We start from the raw sequence: 13850 nt of genomic DNA, 5'->3' as shown, positions 1-13850 counted from the left end.
GTGGCCGTTAGACGTCAGCCATGGGCTTCGGTTCATGGACCAATTAAATAGCGACATTCTGCACGGAACATGGTCTGTTAAGCATTGAATCTTCAGGAGCAAGGCTGCCCCATGGATTATTTTGGACCGCACATTTTCGGCTACATGATTGCACTGCTTCATACGCTGGGCCTGATCGCTGCCATTCACGCCGTGCTCACCGTCCGGACCGCCCAGGGATCTATCGCCTGGGCCCTGTCGTTGATATTCATTCCTTACCTGACGCTGGTTCCGTATCTGGTCTTCGGCCGCAGCACCTTCGATGGTTACATCAAGGCCCGGCGCCAGGCCAACGAGGAAATGCGCAAAGCCATCTCCGAGCTTAACTGGCGTCCGTGGGTGGAAGAAGCGCTGACCGCACGTGCTTCAAGTGCTTACGCCTCCTTGAGAGCCATGCCGAAATTAGGGCGCATGCCGTGCCTGGCAAACAACGAAGTGCAATTGCTGATCAATGGCCAAGCCACCTTTGACGGGATTTTCGCAGCCATCGACAACGCAAAGGAAGCGGTGCTGATTCAGTTTTTCATTATTCACGACGACCGCCTCGGCCAACGCCTGCAAAATCTGCTGATCAAGAAAGCGGCTGAAGGCGTGGCGGTTTATCTGTTGTACGACCGCATTGGCAGCCATTCCTTGCCCCACAGCTACGTGCAACCGTTGCGCGATGCAGGCGTTGAGGTCAAAGCTTTCGCCACCCGCAGTGGCTGGCTCAACCGCTTCCAGGTCAACTTCCGTAACCACCGCAAGATCGTCGTGGTCGACGGTGTGCTGGGGTTCGTTGGCGGACATAACGTCGGCGACGAGTACATGGGCGAGAAACCACCGCTAGCGCCATGGCGCGACACCCACGTGCGCGTGCGCGGGCCAGTGGTTGCCTGCATGCAGGAGTCGTTCGCAGAAGACTGGTTCTGGGCGGCACGCTCGTTGCCACCGCTGATCCTGCCAGACGCCTATCCAGACGACGGCGTCCTCTGCCAATTGCTGGCGAGTGGCCCGGCCGATTCTTACGAAACCTGTTCGTTGTTCTTCGTCGAAGCCATCCATGCAGCGACAGAGCGGATATGGATTACCAGCCCGTATTTCATTCCCGACGAAGCCGTGTTCGCCGCCTTGAGACTGGCGGTTTTGCGAGGTGTGGATGTGCGACTGTTGCTGCCGTCACGGCCGGATCACCGCATCGTCTATGCGGCCTCCAGCCTGTACGCCTTCGAAGCCGTGCGTGCAGGTGTACGGGTTTTTCGCTACCAGCCGGGCTTTTTGCATCAGAAGGTAGTGTTGATCGACAGCGAAATCAGCGCCATCGGCAGTGCCAATCTGGACAACCGATCGTTCCGCCTGAATTTCGAAGTGATGCTGCTGACGGTCGACAGCGTGTTTGCCGCCGAGGTGGAACAGATGCTTAACGACGACTTTGCCCAGGCCCATGAAATCGCCAAAGAAGAAAGCCGGGAGACCCATCGCCTGCAACACATTGGCATGCGGATCGCCCGGCTTATTTCACCGATTCTTTAAGGCGTGTAGATGTCGTCACGCGTCCACGGTAGTTCATGGCTGCCATCAGGATGAGCTTTCACCGCGAGAATCTGGTGCAAGTTGATCCAGCCCCTGGCGAACGCATAGGCGCATCCTGCCAGGTACAAGCGCCAGATCCGCAAAGCCTGTTCAGGGACTAGCCTGGAAGCAGCTTCCAGATTGTCTTCCAGGCGTTCACTCCAGTGGTCCAAGGTGCGCGCGTAATGCAGACGCAGACTCTCGACGTCGACGATTTCAAGCCCCGCTTCGCTGATCTCTGCGGAGATCATTGACAGGTGCGGCAGCTCGCCGTTGGGGAACACGTACTTCTCGATGAATTCACCGGCACCCCGTCCCACGGGACGACCGTCGGTGTATTTGGCGGTGATGCCGTGGTTCATCACCAGGCCGCCCTCCTTCACTGCGCCGAACAACGTCTTGCAGTACTCGGAGAGGTTGGCGTGCCCGACATGTTCGAACATGCCGACGCTGACCACCTTGTCGAAGCGGCCATCCTGAGGCAGATCGCGATAGTCGAGCAGTTGCAACTCGACCAGATCATCGAGGCCTTCGGCGGAGACCCTTTCACGGGCCAGTAGCAATTGCTCTTTACTCAGGGTAATCCCGAACACTTTCGCGCCGAACTCTCGGGCAGCGTAGCGTGCCAGGCCGCCCCAACCGCAACCGACATCCAGCAGGTATTCGCCTGGTTGCAGCCGTAGCTTGCGGCACAGATGGCGGAATTTCGCTTGCTGGGCTTGCTCCAGGCTTTCACTGCCGGTCTCGAAGTACGCGCAGGAATACGCCATGTCGCTGTCGAGCCACAACTGATAAAACGCATTGGAGAGGTCGTAGTGGTAGGAAATGGCCTTGGCGTCAGTTTCCTTGTCGTGAACAGTGCGCACAGGCTGACTGTCCCCGTCCTCGCGGAGTAACGCCTGACTCCATTCATCACAGACGCGAATCACGTCGCTGATTGAGCCTTCCAGTTCGAGTTTGCCTTCGACAAACGCCGCTCCGAGCGCGTTGAGGCTTGGATGAGTAAACTGGGTAACCATTTGTGGGTCCTTGACCACAATTGTGACGCTGGGCGTCGGCCCCAGATTGAATTCATGGCCGTCCCAGAGTCGCAGGCGTAACGGTAACTGCAGATTCTGTAAGGCCGGTGGAAGTTGCGCGAGCATGGAGAATCCCCCTTGTTTCAGACGTCTGATGTGAGGGTAGACCATCCTAGAAAATTAGCTGCCTATCGAATTAATAGCCATTTTCTATGATTCGCGGCGCTTCAACCAACCGTCATGAATCCACTGTTTCAGCCATGTAACAGCTTGAAGTGGCGCGCCCTCACCATAGGTGACTGCTAAATCGGAACACAGTTCAGCAAAATTCCAGTGATCCTCAAACATGCCTTTTAGAGCCCTCGCCTCGCCAGATTCGAGGCTTCGGTAATGACAAACCAGCTCGCTGCGCCAAATCACCACCACATGAGGACCTGCCAACGCGGCGCTGCCAGGAAAACCGGTCTCGTCTTTTACCGAGCGCCATAGCGCAACACTGTTGTAGGCACATTCAAGCCACTGCATGGTGGAGCTGGGACAAACCCGCAGCGTCGGCCATTCCTGCGGCGGCAAACTGGCCATGTCTTGCAGTGTCAACGGTTCGCATTCGGGTGCATCGAACGCCAGGGTGAATGCCCATTCAAGCGCTGCCAACTCGGCGAGCGCCGCGCTTTGCTCTGGCACCAGATGCTGGCGAATGAAATGTTCAAAACCTTCGCCTAGCCATCTCAAACTGAAATGCGCTGAGGGTGATTGACGAATGTAGGCAGCGGCGAGCTTTTCGAATTCAACGTCCCCCAACCAATGCCAGATCACCGGATAGTCGCCACGCAACACATCCAAAAGCCGGGCCTGATAGGCGTTGTGATAAATCGCCAGGCCAGTGTTCACGTTCAGTGTCGGGCCGCCAATCAGGTGGGCGCTCAATGCCGGACAAGCTGCTGACTGCTCCCCCAACAGATAACTTTCAAAGGCCAGTTGCCAATCGTTCAGGCGCATTTCAGTCTCCGGGCCAGCACGCCATCACCCAGTTCACGAGCCTTTTGCAGTTCCCCAAGCAGCTCTTCAAAGGGCGGCAGATGGTCATCGCGTTCCAGCAATGTAGCCACCGGGCCGAGATGCTCAAGCGTACGTTGATAAAGCGCCCAGACCGGATCGCTCACGGGATGATCATGGGTGTCGATCACGTAATCGCCATAATCGCTGTGGCCCGCCAGGTGCAGTTGCCGAACCTTGTTTGCCGGCAGTCCTTGAATGAAGGTCCACGGATCGAAGCCGTGATTGCGCGAGCTCACGTACACATTGTTAACGTCCAGCAACAGCTCGCAGCCGCTCAGCCGGCTGAGGGCTTCGAGGAATTGCCATTCGCTGAAGTCATCGTCGGCGCTGCGCACATAGCTGGAGACGTTCTCCAGCACCAACGGCCGTTGTAAAACATCCTGAACCTGCCGCACTCGCTCAGCCACGTAGTAAAGGCTTTCTTCGGTGTAGGGCAACGGCAGCAGGTCATGCAGCTGATGAGCGTTGCCGCGGCTCCAGCACAAATGATCGGAAATCCACGCAGGCTTTACTCGCTCAGCCAGAAGCTTGAGTTGATTCAAATACGCGGGATCAAGAGCATGGGGACCGCCAATGGACAACGACACCCCATGCATCACTACCGGATAACGCTCGGCAATTGCATCGAGGTAGTACAAGGCTTTTCCGCCCTGAACCATGAAGTTTTCGGAGACGACCTCGAACCAGTCCACGGCGGGTGACTGCTCAAGAATCTGTTGATAGTAGGCACTGCGCAAACCCAGGCCATAGCCCAGGCAAGGGAGGGAAGCAGACATTTGCGGGCTCCTCGCAAAGTAGCCGCAGTGGCGCACACCACTGCGGCGGCACGGGAGGTAGGTTATTCGCCGACCTTGCCACCTGCTTTCATGCATTCGGTCTGAGTCATTGCCTTGAAGCCGTGACCTTTGCAAACGCCCTGACCTTTGCAGGCATTCTCCGCAGTCTTGCAATCGTTCATGCCTGCGCACGATGTCACGCCGTAGCAGTGCACTTGAACAGCGTCAGCAGCCTGTGCCTGCGTGGCAACACCGGCAAACAAAGTCGCTGCGGCGAAAGCGAGAGCGGCACCGGCAGTGGCGTTTTTGAAGTTCATATTTATATCCTCGGTAATCGTCAGGGTGGTCGGCTGGACGGTTTGTTCAGTCCCGACACACCACTAGAGCGCGCTGCCCCCAACGGCGTTACAGAGGAATTAAAAAAGTTTTCGGGCCGCTTAAGGCGCCTCCTCCAACTTCAGCAGTGGCTCTTGAAAACGCAGTAGTCGTCCGGCATTCCCGAGCACCAGCAACGTGCTGAGGTTATGCAGCAATGCAGCGATCATGGCCCCGGCGGCGCCGAGCCAGCCGAATGCCGCGAAGGCAACAATCGCCAGGGTCCAGCCCAGACCGATGATCACGTTGACCTGCAACGTCTGCCGACACTGGCGACTCAACCGCACACAGGTGCCGAGCCGACGCAGGTCGCTGCCGATCAGCACGATGTCGGCAGAGGCCAGCGCGATGTCCGCACCGCCAGCGCCCATGGCCACACCCACGACACCAGCCTTGAGTGCCAGCGAGTCGTTGATACCATCACCCACCACCATTGGCCGGAAACCGTTTTCGATTTCCGTCAGCACACGATTGAGTTTGTCCTCAGGCAAAGCCTGCGCTTCGACATCGCTGATGCCGACATCGCGAGCCAGCGTATGCGCGACACTTTGCCGATCACCGGTGAGCAACAACTGACGACCCAAGCCCAACTCTCGCAACTCGCTCAAGGCGAATCGTGCCTCAGGTTTGACACTGTCGGCGAGCAACAACCAGGCAAGGAATTCACCGTTGAGCGCCAAGCCGGCAATCGGGCCGTCGTGTTCAGGAACCGCCGAAGTGACAATGCCCAATTGTGCAAACAACTCTGGGCGACCGAGTGCCGCTTCCCCCTGCTCCGTCATCGCCACTACGCCCAGACCCTGGCGTTCGTGAATGTCCGACAGCAGCAGAAAATGTTCCTGCGTGACCAACCCGGCAAGCGCGCGACTGACTGGATGACTGCTGGCCGAACCAAGGCTCGCGGCGAGCTTCATGACATGGCTGCGGTCCACCAAAGGACTGTCGATGGACTGCAACCGCAACGTGCCAAACGTCAGCGTCCCGGTCTTGTCGACCACCAGCGACGTCAGGTCAGCCAATTCCTCAAGGAACGCCGAACTGCGGATCAGTATCCCGTGACGTGCCGCGACCGCGACACCAGCAATCGCCGTGGCGGGCGCCGACAACACCAATGCACAAGGACACGCCGCCACCAACACCGCGAGCATCGCCTGGGCATCGTTGGTGACAAACCAGGTGACTGCCGCCAACAACAACACCAAGATCATGTAGCTGCCGGCATACCGTTCGAGCAGACGGGTGATCGGCGGCTTGGACCGCTCGGCGCTTTGCATCAGCGCGATGACTTTGCCCAAGGTCGATTCGTTGCCTGTGCGCGTCACTTCGATCCGCAACAGGCCGTCGAGATTGATCGCTCCGCCGAAGACCTGCATCCCGACACCCGTCTCTATCGGAACGGACTCACCGGTAATCGATGCGGTGTCGAGGCTCGCCTGCCCCGACAATACTCGACCGTCGGCCGGCACTCGATCACCCGCGCGCACCTCCACGATGTCGCCGGCCTTGAGGGTGCCGTTGTCGACTTCGAGGATCGAACCATCCGCCCGAATCTTGCGGGCATGGCTGCGGGTCAGTTTGCCGAGGGCGCGAATCGCTTCCTGAGAACCGATGACGCTACGCTCTTCCAATACGTGGCCAAAGATCATGATGATCGGCAGTAAGGCGGCGGTCAGCAGATCTCCCGTGGCCCAGGCACCCAACATGGCGAGGGCGATCAGTTGATCGGTGATGCCGTGCAGGCTTGGATAGCGCAAGCTGTACCACGCCGAGCGCATCACCGGCACGGCCACCAGTAGCGAAGCGAAGCCCAACAACAACTGGCTGACACCGGTCTGCTGAGGCGATAACCAACGCCAGATCAGCCCGAGACTGAGCAAGCCCAGAGCAAGCATGGCCAAGGTCAATTGACGCGCAGCGCTGCGTTGTTCAGCCGAGGACAACAGGCTCGGCGCGGTGGTTTGGGCAGTCATTGTGCGGCTCCCTGAATGATCAGGCGCGAATCGTCTTTCGGATTGACCGTTGTCACCGAGCCGGCCTGACCGAGAATTTTTGGCATGCGTTCACGGTAGATACGCAGCAACATTTGCGGATCGGTACCTTGCTGTTGCGCCTTGGCCAGGCTCAACACAGTGGCGGTATCGGCCGAGGCTTTTGCCAGTCGTTCGCTCGCTTGGGCATGGGCGACTTGCAGCGTTCGGTCAGCTTGCTCATTGGCATTCTGGGTCAGCTTCTCTGCTTCGGTACGCGCATTGGCGACGGCTTTGTCGGCTTGTTGGCTGGCGGTCAGCACGGCGTTGAAGGCGTTTACCGCAGGGCCAGGCAAGCTCGACTGCACGTCGACGCGCGCCACTTCGATGCCCAGGCCCTGCCCTGTCGCTGTCAGCTCAGCCAGACGTTGATTGATGCCCTGCACCAAATCACCCCGCAGACGTTCGCGGCGTTCGGCCGCTTGAGTATCGGTGCCAATCAGTTCCGGACGAGCCACCAAGATGGTGTCCAAGTCTCGTGCCGCCGTCAGCGCAACGGCGCTGCGAGTGACCAGTCGTTCGAGCGCCGGCAGCACATGCTCACCTTGAAGCACGAAAGCGTAAGGTTCAGTAACCTTGTAGAAAACCCGTACATCGAGTTGCACCACGCCGGCATCTCCGGTCAGCAAATAACCAGAACCTGCGAGCGCATCGCTCAAAGGTGTCGCGAATGACGCCACCCGATCTCCCTGCAACGCTGCATCGCTGCGAAGCAGATTTTCCACCCGCCGTTCGATGACCCGATCTGCGGCCGGCAACAGGATCACTTGCTCAAAAGGTCTCGGCCAAGCCAATAGCAAGCCGGCGTTCTGGATGCGATCCAGCGCGCCAAAATGCAGAACCACCGCGCGATTTTGCGGATCGATTTGCCGCACATTGGAAAACGCCCACGCCAAAGCCGCCAGGACAGTGACCGCATAAAGTGCCAGAAAAGCCAATCGCCCAGCCTGAATCCATGGGCTACTTAACTCATGTGTTCCACGTGGAACTAATTTCATGGCTGCGACCCGGGTTTGATATCGAGCGTCGGCGGACCATCCACCAACACCCGAAAAGGCGCGGCATCGGTGCGCAAAATCAGTTTGGTCCCCGGCGTAACGATCGTGCCCAACGTGTCGAGCGAGCGCAGCAAGTTATATAGCTGAGGTGAGCCGGCGTAGGCGCGCCCGTAAATCTGCGCTGCTTCGACGCGGGATTGGGCTTCGATGTCAGCCGCTTTTACCGTTGCATCTGCCTGCACGATTCGCGCGTCACGCTCGGCGGCGGAGCGGATTTGCGCAGCTTCACGTTTGCCGATGGCGGTGCGTTCGGTGGCAATTGTTTCACGCTCGGCGCGCATGCGATCGACGGTGGCGGTGAGCGTCACCGACGGCAAGGTCAAGCGTTCGATGCCCACTTGCAACACCCGAACGCCATAAGTGGTGAGTAATTGTTGATCAATCTGCTGACGCAACTGCGCTTCGAAATCAGCGATGTGAACCTGGTTGGCATCGGTATTCACCAGGTTCGCCAGATCGAAACTGCTCGCTGTAGTTTCCAGGGCAGAGCCCACAAAGGTCCGAATCTGCCGCGCCGCTTCGTCCGGCTGGTTTTGCACGGCACGCATGAAGCGCTGCACGTTATCGGGATCGCCCTGCACCTGCCACGCCACATACGCCTGAACAATGATGCGCAAGCCGTCTCGCGTGCCGACATCCTGCAAACCGCTGGAAGTCGTGCGCAGCCGCAGATCTACCGGAATGGCGGCTTCAAACGGTGCAGGCCAGCGCCAGCCGAGTCCTGGTTCCAGCAACACCCGCGAAGGATTGCCGAAGCGCGTAATCACCGTCGCCTCTCCAGACCGAACTTGAACAAGGCTTGCGGCGGCGATGGCGAACGCCACCAGCAAGGCCGCCCACCCCATGCGCCGCCACGGGAACGGCCCCGCTTCCTCGGGAGCACCGTGATGGTGATGATGGTGGCCGTGGTGATGCCCGCCATGGCCGTGATCGTGGCCGGCGTGGTCATCGTGATCGTGAGTGTGCGACGGGCTCAATGGTTAGCTCCTGGTTGAGCGCTGGAACGCGGCGACGCAGGATCAGCCGGCAGCGTGAAAGTACGTAGGTCGATGGTCGGCGCATTGCCGCTTCCGCCCAGGCGATGATCGAGCACCAGCAACCTGGCATTGGCCAGGCCCTGAGTCAGCTGGCTGAAATACTGCTCCAGCACGAAAGCCTGGCCAGCACTGGCATAGGCCTTCTGCTCGGCAGTGAATTTCAAATCCGCCGCCTGAGCGGTGGCATTGATTTCGTGCGCACTGGCGGTTGCTTGATCGCGAGCGATACTGGCTTGCAGTTGCGCCTGATTGGTCGCCTCTGCTGCCGCACCACGCTCGCGGGAGATCAATGCCTGGGCGCCAATCTGTGCCGCCTGAACACCGTGATAAGCGTTGGCGGCGCCTGCTGGCGGATGAATCGCCTCGACCACTGTGGCCAGAATTTCCACGCCGCTGTCGAGTTTTTGCAGGTCCGCCTGTACCGCCCGGCCAATCTCCTCAGCCAGCCCTACCCTATCCTCGCCGAGCAGACCGTCGAGGGTTCGAGAGGCGAAGTCATGAACCAGAATGCGGCTGGCGGTGCTGCGGATCAGTGTCGGCACATCGGTGCTGTTGTAGGTCGCGGCCAGCGCGGCTTGATCGGTAAGGCCGATGCGATAGACGAAGCGCACGTCCATATTGACGATCTGAAAGCTCTGCTTGTCGCCACGGCTGCTGGCAATGACCTGGGATTTGTCATTCACGTGGCTGGCGTCCCACAACCGATTGGCTGTTGCTGGCGGCGGACCTTCAGCAGGATCGGCCACCAGCGGTGCCGAGGCATCGCCAACGCTGGTCGCCAGTTCGTGAACCATGCCATTTTCAACGCTCAGGACTCGACCCAACGGCCATGGTAAACCAGCGTGCAAACCGGGGCCGAACACGTCTACCGGCTTGCCGAAACGCTCGTAGATCCCTCGTCCTTGCAGGGGAATTTCGTGAACTCCGGTCAGCAACCAGCCCACCATCGCCACCACTGCCAACACCGGAAGAAACGCCCGGCGCATATAAGTGAAAGCCCAAATCTGCCGCAGGTCGATGCCAAAGCGGTTGTGCAGTTCGTGTTGCAACGCCAGCAAGGGTTGCGGCGGCCAACGCAGCAGGTCGGCGACAAAACTTCGCGCCAATAAACCTGGCTCAAGTGATTCACGGCGCGGACTGAACAACGACAGCACCGCGCGCAGCAGCAACTCGACCGCGACCAGTCCCGGCAGCAAGCCGATCAAAACGGAGAGGCGTACTGGCCAAACCGATGCTTCGCTGGCGAACAACAAACACAAGGCGCCGAGCACCAGGCAAATGATCGCGACCCGGCACAGCTGCGCTAACGGCGCCGCTTCCGGCCACTCAGCCACAATTTCCTGAGCCAGTTGGCGCTCCAATACCAGCAAACCAAACGCCAACAACAAAGACAGCGCGGCGCCAATGCTCGCCGAGACACCCAGCGGACCGGGAGGCAATGTGAGGTTCCAGAACTGGCTGAGGCTGTACAACGTCAACAATGCCCAGCCGCCGAGCCAGAGCGTCGGCGCACCGACCTGACTCAGCAGGCGCGCCGAACGCTGACCGAGTCGGTCCAGCATGCGCTCATACCAGCCTTCAGGAGCAACGGTGTCGTCCACCGCCACCACCACAACCGGCAATGTTGGGTTCATGGCCCGCGCACGCCACTGAGTCACCCACCAGGCCGATTGCAGGCCGGCGACCAGCACCAGCAAGCCAGCGCTCTGACTGACCAGCAACGCGCCCCATAGCGACAACGGTGCAAACAGCCCGACAAAAAACGCCAACACTAAACCCACCGCCGCCAAGGCACTCAGGCCGATGGCGAACTGGCGCAATCGCCGTCCTTGAAAAACCGCCTGCTGAAAGCGCGGCAGCCCTGCTACCGACGTTCCATCGACTTCGAGATCGACTTGCATACCACCCCATTGCTTATCATTGATCACATCGCAATTCGTTACGATATAACGAAAGTGGTGAAATTTATGTGCTGAATCGCTTTATCTAAAGATGCACGACCTGTCGCTTGCCTGAAGCCTTGACCGAAATAGTCAGAAACGCACATATTACGCTCGTAATTTTATTCAAAGACTATTTTATCCAGCCCGATTCCCCTTCCAGGAGTGCATCCATGAACACCTACGACGTCGTGATTCTGGGCGGTGGTCCCGGTGGTTATAACGCAGCGATTCGAGCCGGTCAGCTGGGGTTGAAAGCGGCGTGCGTTGAAGGCCGCGCGACCCTCGGCGGCACCTGCCTGAACGTCGGCTGCATGCCCTCCAAGGCGCTTTTGCATGCCTCGGAGCTCTATGACGCGGCCATGGGCAGCGAATTCGCCAACCTGGGGATCGAGGTCAAACCGACCCTCAACCTCGCCCAGATGATGAAGCAGAAGGATGAAAGCGTCGCCGGGCTGACCAAGGGCATCGAATTTCTGTTTCGTAAAAACAAGGTCGACTGGATCAAAGGCTGGGGCCATATCGACGGGCCAGGCAAAGTGACCGTGACTGACAACCAGGGCGGCAAGACCGAACTGGGCGCCAAGGACATCATCATCGCCACCGGTTCCGAGCCCACTCCCCTGCCCGGCGTCGAGATCGATAACAAGCGCGTCCTCGATTCCACCGGTGCGCTGTCACTGGCTGAAGTGCCGAAGCACCTGGTAGTGATCGGTGCCGGCGTCATCGGCCTGGAACTGGGTTCGGTGTGGCGGCGTCTGGGAGCCCAAGTCACCGTAGTCGAATATCTCGATCGCATCTGCCCTGGCGTGGATGCAGAGGCGGGCAAAACCCTGCAGCGCTCGCTGAGCAAACAGGGCATCAGTTTCAAGCTGAGCTCGAAAGTCACCCGCGCCACCCCATCGGCAAGCGGCGTTCAACTCAGCGTCGAACCCGCTGCCGGCGGTGCCGCTGAAACGATTGAAGCCGATTACGTGCTGGTCGCCATCGGCCGGCGGCCTTACACCGAAGGCGTGGGGCTGGAAAACGTCGGTCTCACCACTGACAAGCGCGGCATGTTGGCCAACAAGGGCCATCGCACCGAAGCGGCGGGCGTGTGGGTGATCGGCGATGTCACTTCCGGGCCGATGCTTGCCCACAAGGCCGAGGATGAAGCCATGGCCTGCGTCGAGCAGATCGTCGGCAAGGCTGGCGAGGTCAACTACGACCTGATTCCCAACGTCATCTACACCAAGCCTGAGCTGGCCAGCGTCGGCAAGACAGAAGAGCAGCTCAAGGCTGAAGGTCGCGCGTACAAAGTCGGCAAGTTCCCCTTCACCGCCAACAGCCGGGCGAAGATCAACCACGAGACCGAAGGCTTCGCCAAAGTGCTGGCCGATGAGCGCACCGATGAGATTCTCGGCGTGCATCTGGTGGGACCGAGTGTCAGTGAAATGATCGGCGAGTATTGCGTGGCGATGGAGTTCAGCGCGTCAGCTGAAGACATTGCGCTGACCTGCCATCCGCATCCGACACGGTCCGAGGCGTTGCGTCAGGCAGCGATGAATGTGGAGGGGATGGCGACGCAGATGTAAGAAGCCTGCAGATGATCGTTCCCACGCTCTGCGTGGGAATGCCTCTACGGACGCTCTGCGTTCGGCTCTTGATGTGACGCGCAGCGTCACGGGCTGCATTCCCACGCAGAGCGTGGGAACGATCGGATATAGAGGCAACGCAATTTCAACCTGGCAAATGCCCCAACGGCAACGCCCCCGGCGTCTTCACCGTGTGAATTGCGAAGTTGCTGCGGATGTCGCTTACTCCCGGCAACTTCAGCAGTCGCTCGGTGAGAAACCGGTCATACCCGCGCAAATCCGGCACCACCACTTGCAGCAGAAAATCCGATTCTCCTGACACCAGAAATGCCGAAATCACCTCAGGCAGCGCCGTCACCGCCAAGCGAAAAGCTTCTGCCTGCTCATCGTTGTGGCGTTCAACCTTGACCCCGACAAACACCGTCAGCCCAAGCCCCACTTCGTCACGATCCAAATTGGCTTGATAGCCGCGAATCACCCCGGCTTCTTCCAACATTCGCACCCGACGCAAACATGGCGAAGCAGACAAGCCGATCTCCTCGGCCAGTTGCACGTTGCTCAGGCGGCCGTCCCGTTGCAGCGCGGCGAGAATTTTGCGGTCGTAGGCGTCGAGTTTCATTGTTTGGCAGATCCTGATGGCTTGAACACCACAAAGCGGCAGGTTATGCCAAATATCGATGCTTTAGAAGTGGACAACGCAAGCACCTGCCCCACGCTTGAGCCCTAGACTGGCGCTACCAAATCGACAACGAATGGGGTGCAACGTGGCGGGACTCTGGCTGTTTTTCATGGCGCTGGTGGTGGTGTATTTGTTGCCAGGGCCGGACATGATTCTGCTGCTACAGACCGGCGCCCGTCAGGGTAAAGGCGCGGCGTTGGCGACGGCGGTAGGCCTGGGCATTGCCCGTGGTTGTCATGTGGCGTTGGCCGCCTTGGGGTTGGCGGCGTTGTTCAAAGCTGCACCATGGACCTTCGATGTGGTGCGTCTGGCGGGAGCTGCGTATTTGCTGTGGATCGGCATCCAATGTCTGCGAACCACGATGCTGCCAAACCTGAACAGTGCAGACACAACCACCGAGAAACCCCATTGGCGTGAAGCAATCCAAAGAGGGTTGCTGACCAACCTGCTCAACCCTAAAGCGCTCCTGTTCTGCTCGGTATTGCTGCCGCAGTTCATCAATCCCCAAGCCGGGCCGGTACTGGCGCAATTTGCGGTGTTGGGCGTGATGCTGGTCAGCGTCGGTCTGCTGTTCGACAGCGCCTACGCCCTGGCCGGAGCCGCGCTGGGGCGCTGGCTGCAACGCAGCCCCTCGGCCCAGCGCCTGCAACAGTGGTTGTTCGGCAGCCTGTTGATTGGTTTCGCCGTGCGGCTGACCTTTGTTCAACAGGCTTGAG

Annotated in this window: 12 protein-coding genes; 3 read left to right on the top strand and 9 right to left on the bottom strand. The window is 59.3% G+C overall.

Annotation, left to right across the window (positions count from 1 at the left end):
• The first annotated feature begins 111 nt into the window (after window positions 1-111).
• On the top strand, window positions 112-1551 hold the full coding sequence (gene cls, locus ACM6I0_RS15930; protein WP_285431540.1) for a cardiolipin synthase: 1440 nt from the start codon (window positions 112-114) through the stop codon (window positions 1549-1551).
• Here the strand turns inward: cls and cfaB are convergent.
• The 8 genes from cfaB to hflK (ACM6I0_RS15890) all read right to left on the bottom strand — a co-directional run bounded on the left by cfaB (window position 1548) and on the right by hflK (ACM6I0_RS15890) (window position 10842).
• Window positions 1548-2735, bottom strand: a complete 1188-nt coding sequence (gene cfaB / locus ACM6I0_RS15925) for a C17 cyclopropane fatty acid synthase CfaB (RefSeq protein ID WP_414922775.1) — start codon at window positions 2733-2735, stop codon at window positions 1548-1550. The genes cls and cfaB overlap by 4 nt on opposite strands.
• 84 nt (window positions 2736-2819) lie before the next feature.
• Window positions 2820-3608, bottom strand: a complete 789-nt coding sequence (locus tag ACM6I0_RS15920) for a putative DNA-binding domain-containing protein (RefSeq protein WP_414922774.1) — start codon at window positions 3606-3608, stop codon at window positions 2820-2822.
• The gene (locus ACM6I0_RS15915) at window positions 3599-4444 is read right to left on the bottom strand and encodes a DUF692 domain-containing protein (RefSeq protein ID WP_285431536.1); all 846 of its coding nucleotides are present in this window, start codon (window positions 4442-4444) and stop codon (window positions 3599-3601) included. The genes ACM6I0_RS15920 and ACM6I0_RS15915 overlap by 10 nt, the downstream gene beginning before the upstream one ends.
• Before the next feature lie 62 nt (window positions 4445-4506).
• The gene (locus ACM6I0_RS15910) at window positions 4507-4761 is read right to left on the bottom strand and encodes a hypothetical protein (RefSeq protein WP_090177703.1); all 255 of its coding nucleotides are present in this window, start codon (window positions 4759-4761) and stop codon (window positions 4507-4509) included.
• A 120-nt stretch (window positions 4762-4881) separates the two neighbouring features.
• The gene (locus ACM6I0_RS15905) at window positions 4882-6789 is read right to left on the bottom strand and encodes a cation-translocating P-type ATPase (protein WP_414922773.1); all 1908 of its coding nucleotides are present in this window, start codon (window positions 6787-6789) and stop codon (window positions 4882-4884) included.
• A complete protein-coding gene (gene hflK / locus ACM6I0_RS15900; RefSeq protein ID WP_414922772.1) occupies window positions 6786-7844 on the bottom strand; it encodes a protease modulator HflK in 1059 nt (352 codons plus the stop codon). Before hflK (ACM6I0_RS15900) ends, ACM6I0_RS15905 begins: the two co-directional genes overlap by 4 nt.
• Window positions 7841-8881, bottom strand: coding sequence for a protease modulator HflC (gene hflC, locus ACM6I0_RS15895; protein ID WP_285431533.1), 1041 nt, complete (start codon window positions 8879-8881; stop codon window positions 7841-7843). The genes hflK (ACM6I0_RS15900) and hflC overlap by 4 nt, the downstream gene beginning before the upstream one ends.
• Window positions 8878-10842, bottom strand: a complete 1965-nt coding sequence (gene hflK, locus ACM6I0_RS15890; protein WP_414922771.1) for a protease modulator HflK — start codon at window positions 10840-10842, stop codon at window positions 8878-8880. Before hflK (ACM6I0_RS15890) ends, hflC begins: the two co-directional genes overlap by 4 nt.
• Window positions 10843-11054: 212 nt before the next feature.
• On the opposite strand from hflK (ACM6I0_RS15890), the gene lpdA reads away from it, so the two are divergent.
• Window positions 11055-12455, top strand: coding sequence for a dihydrolipoyl dehydrogenase (lpdA, locus tag ACM6I0_RS15885; protein ID WP_414922770.1), 1401 nt, complete (start codon window positions 11055-11057; stop codon window positions 12453-12455).
• Between the two features lie 145 nt (window positions 12456-12600).
• Here the strand turns inward: lpdA and ACM6I0_RS15880 are convergent, their stop codons facing one another.
• Entirely contained in the window at window positions 12601-13074 is a 474-nt protein-coding gene (locus tag ACM6I0_RS15880; protein WP_414922769.1) for an Lrp/AsnC family transcriptional regulator, read from the bottom strand.
• Window positions 13075-13219: 145 nt separating this feature from the next.
• Between ACM6I0_RS15880 and ACM6I0_RS15875 the strand changes: the two genes are divergently transcribed.
• The gene (locus ACM6I0_RS15875; protein ID WP_414922768.1) at window positions 13220-13849 is read left to right on the top strand and encodes a LysE family translocator; all 630 of its coding nucleotides are present in this window, start codon (window positions 13220-13222) and stop codon (window positions 13847-13849) included.
• Window position 13850: the final 1 nt, after the last annotated feature.

This window comes from Pseudomonas sp. IT-P294, assembly GCF_949767865.1.
Taxonomy (GTDB): domain Bacteria; phylum Pseudomonadota; class Gammaproteobacteria; order Pseudomonadales; family Pseudomonadaceae; genus Aquipseudomonas.
Note: the sequence above shows the minus strand (reverse complement) of the source record. Positions and strands in the feature narration are given on the sequence as shown.

Excerpts from the sequence above, each read along its gene's own strand:
- cls (WP_285431540.1), top strand. The coding sequence starts at position 112 with ATGGATTATTTTGGACCGCACATTTTCGGCTACATGATTGCACTGCTT.
- cfaB (WP_414922775.1), bottom strand. The coding sequence starts at position 2,735 with ATGCTCGCGCAACTTCCACCGGCCTTACAGAATCTGCAGTTACCGTTA.
- ACM6I0_RS15920 (WP_414922774.1), bottom strand. The coding sequence starts at position 3,608 with ATGCGCCTGAACGATTGGCAACTGGCCTTTGAAAGTTATCTGTTGGGG.
- ACM6I0_RS15915 (WP_285431536.1), bottom strand. The coding sequence starts at position 4,444 with ATGTCTGCTTCCCTCCCTTGCCTGGGCTATGGCCTGGGTTTGCGCAGT.
- ACM6I0_RS15910 (WP_090177703.1), bottom strand. The coding sequence starts at position 4,761 with ATGAACTTCAAAAACGCCACTGCCGGTGCCGCTCTCGCTTTCGCCGCA.
- ACM6I0_RS15905 (WP_414922773.1), bottom strand. The coding sequence starts at position 6,789 with ATGACTGCCCAAACCACCGCGCCGAGCCTGTTGTCCTCGGCTGAACAA.
- hflK (WP_414922772.1), bottom strand. The coding sequence starts at position 7,844 with ATGAAATTAGTTCCACGTGGAACACATGAGTTAAGTAGCCCATGGATT.
- hflK (WP_414922771.1), bottom strand. The coding sequence starts at position 10,842 with ATGCAAGTCGATCTCGAAGTCGATGGAACGTCGGTAGCAGGGCTGCCG.
- lpdA (WP_414922770.1), top strand. The coding sequence starts at position 11,055 with ATGAACACCTACGACGTCGTGATTCTGGGCGGTGGTCCCGGTGGTTAT.
- ACM6I0_RS15880 (WP_414922769.1), bottom strand. The coding sequence starts at position 13,074 with ATGAAACTCGACGCCTACGACCGCAAAATTCTCGCCGCGCTGCAACGG.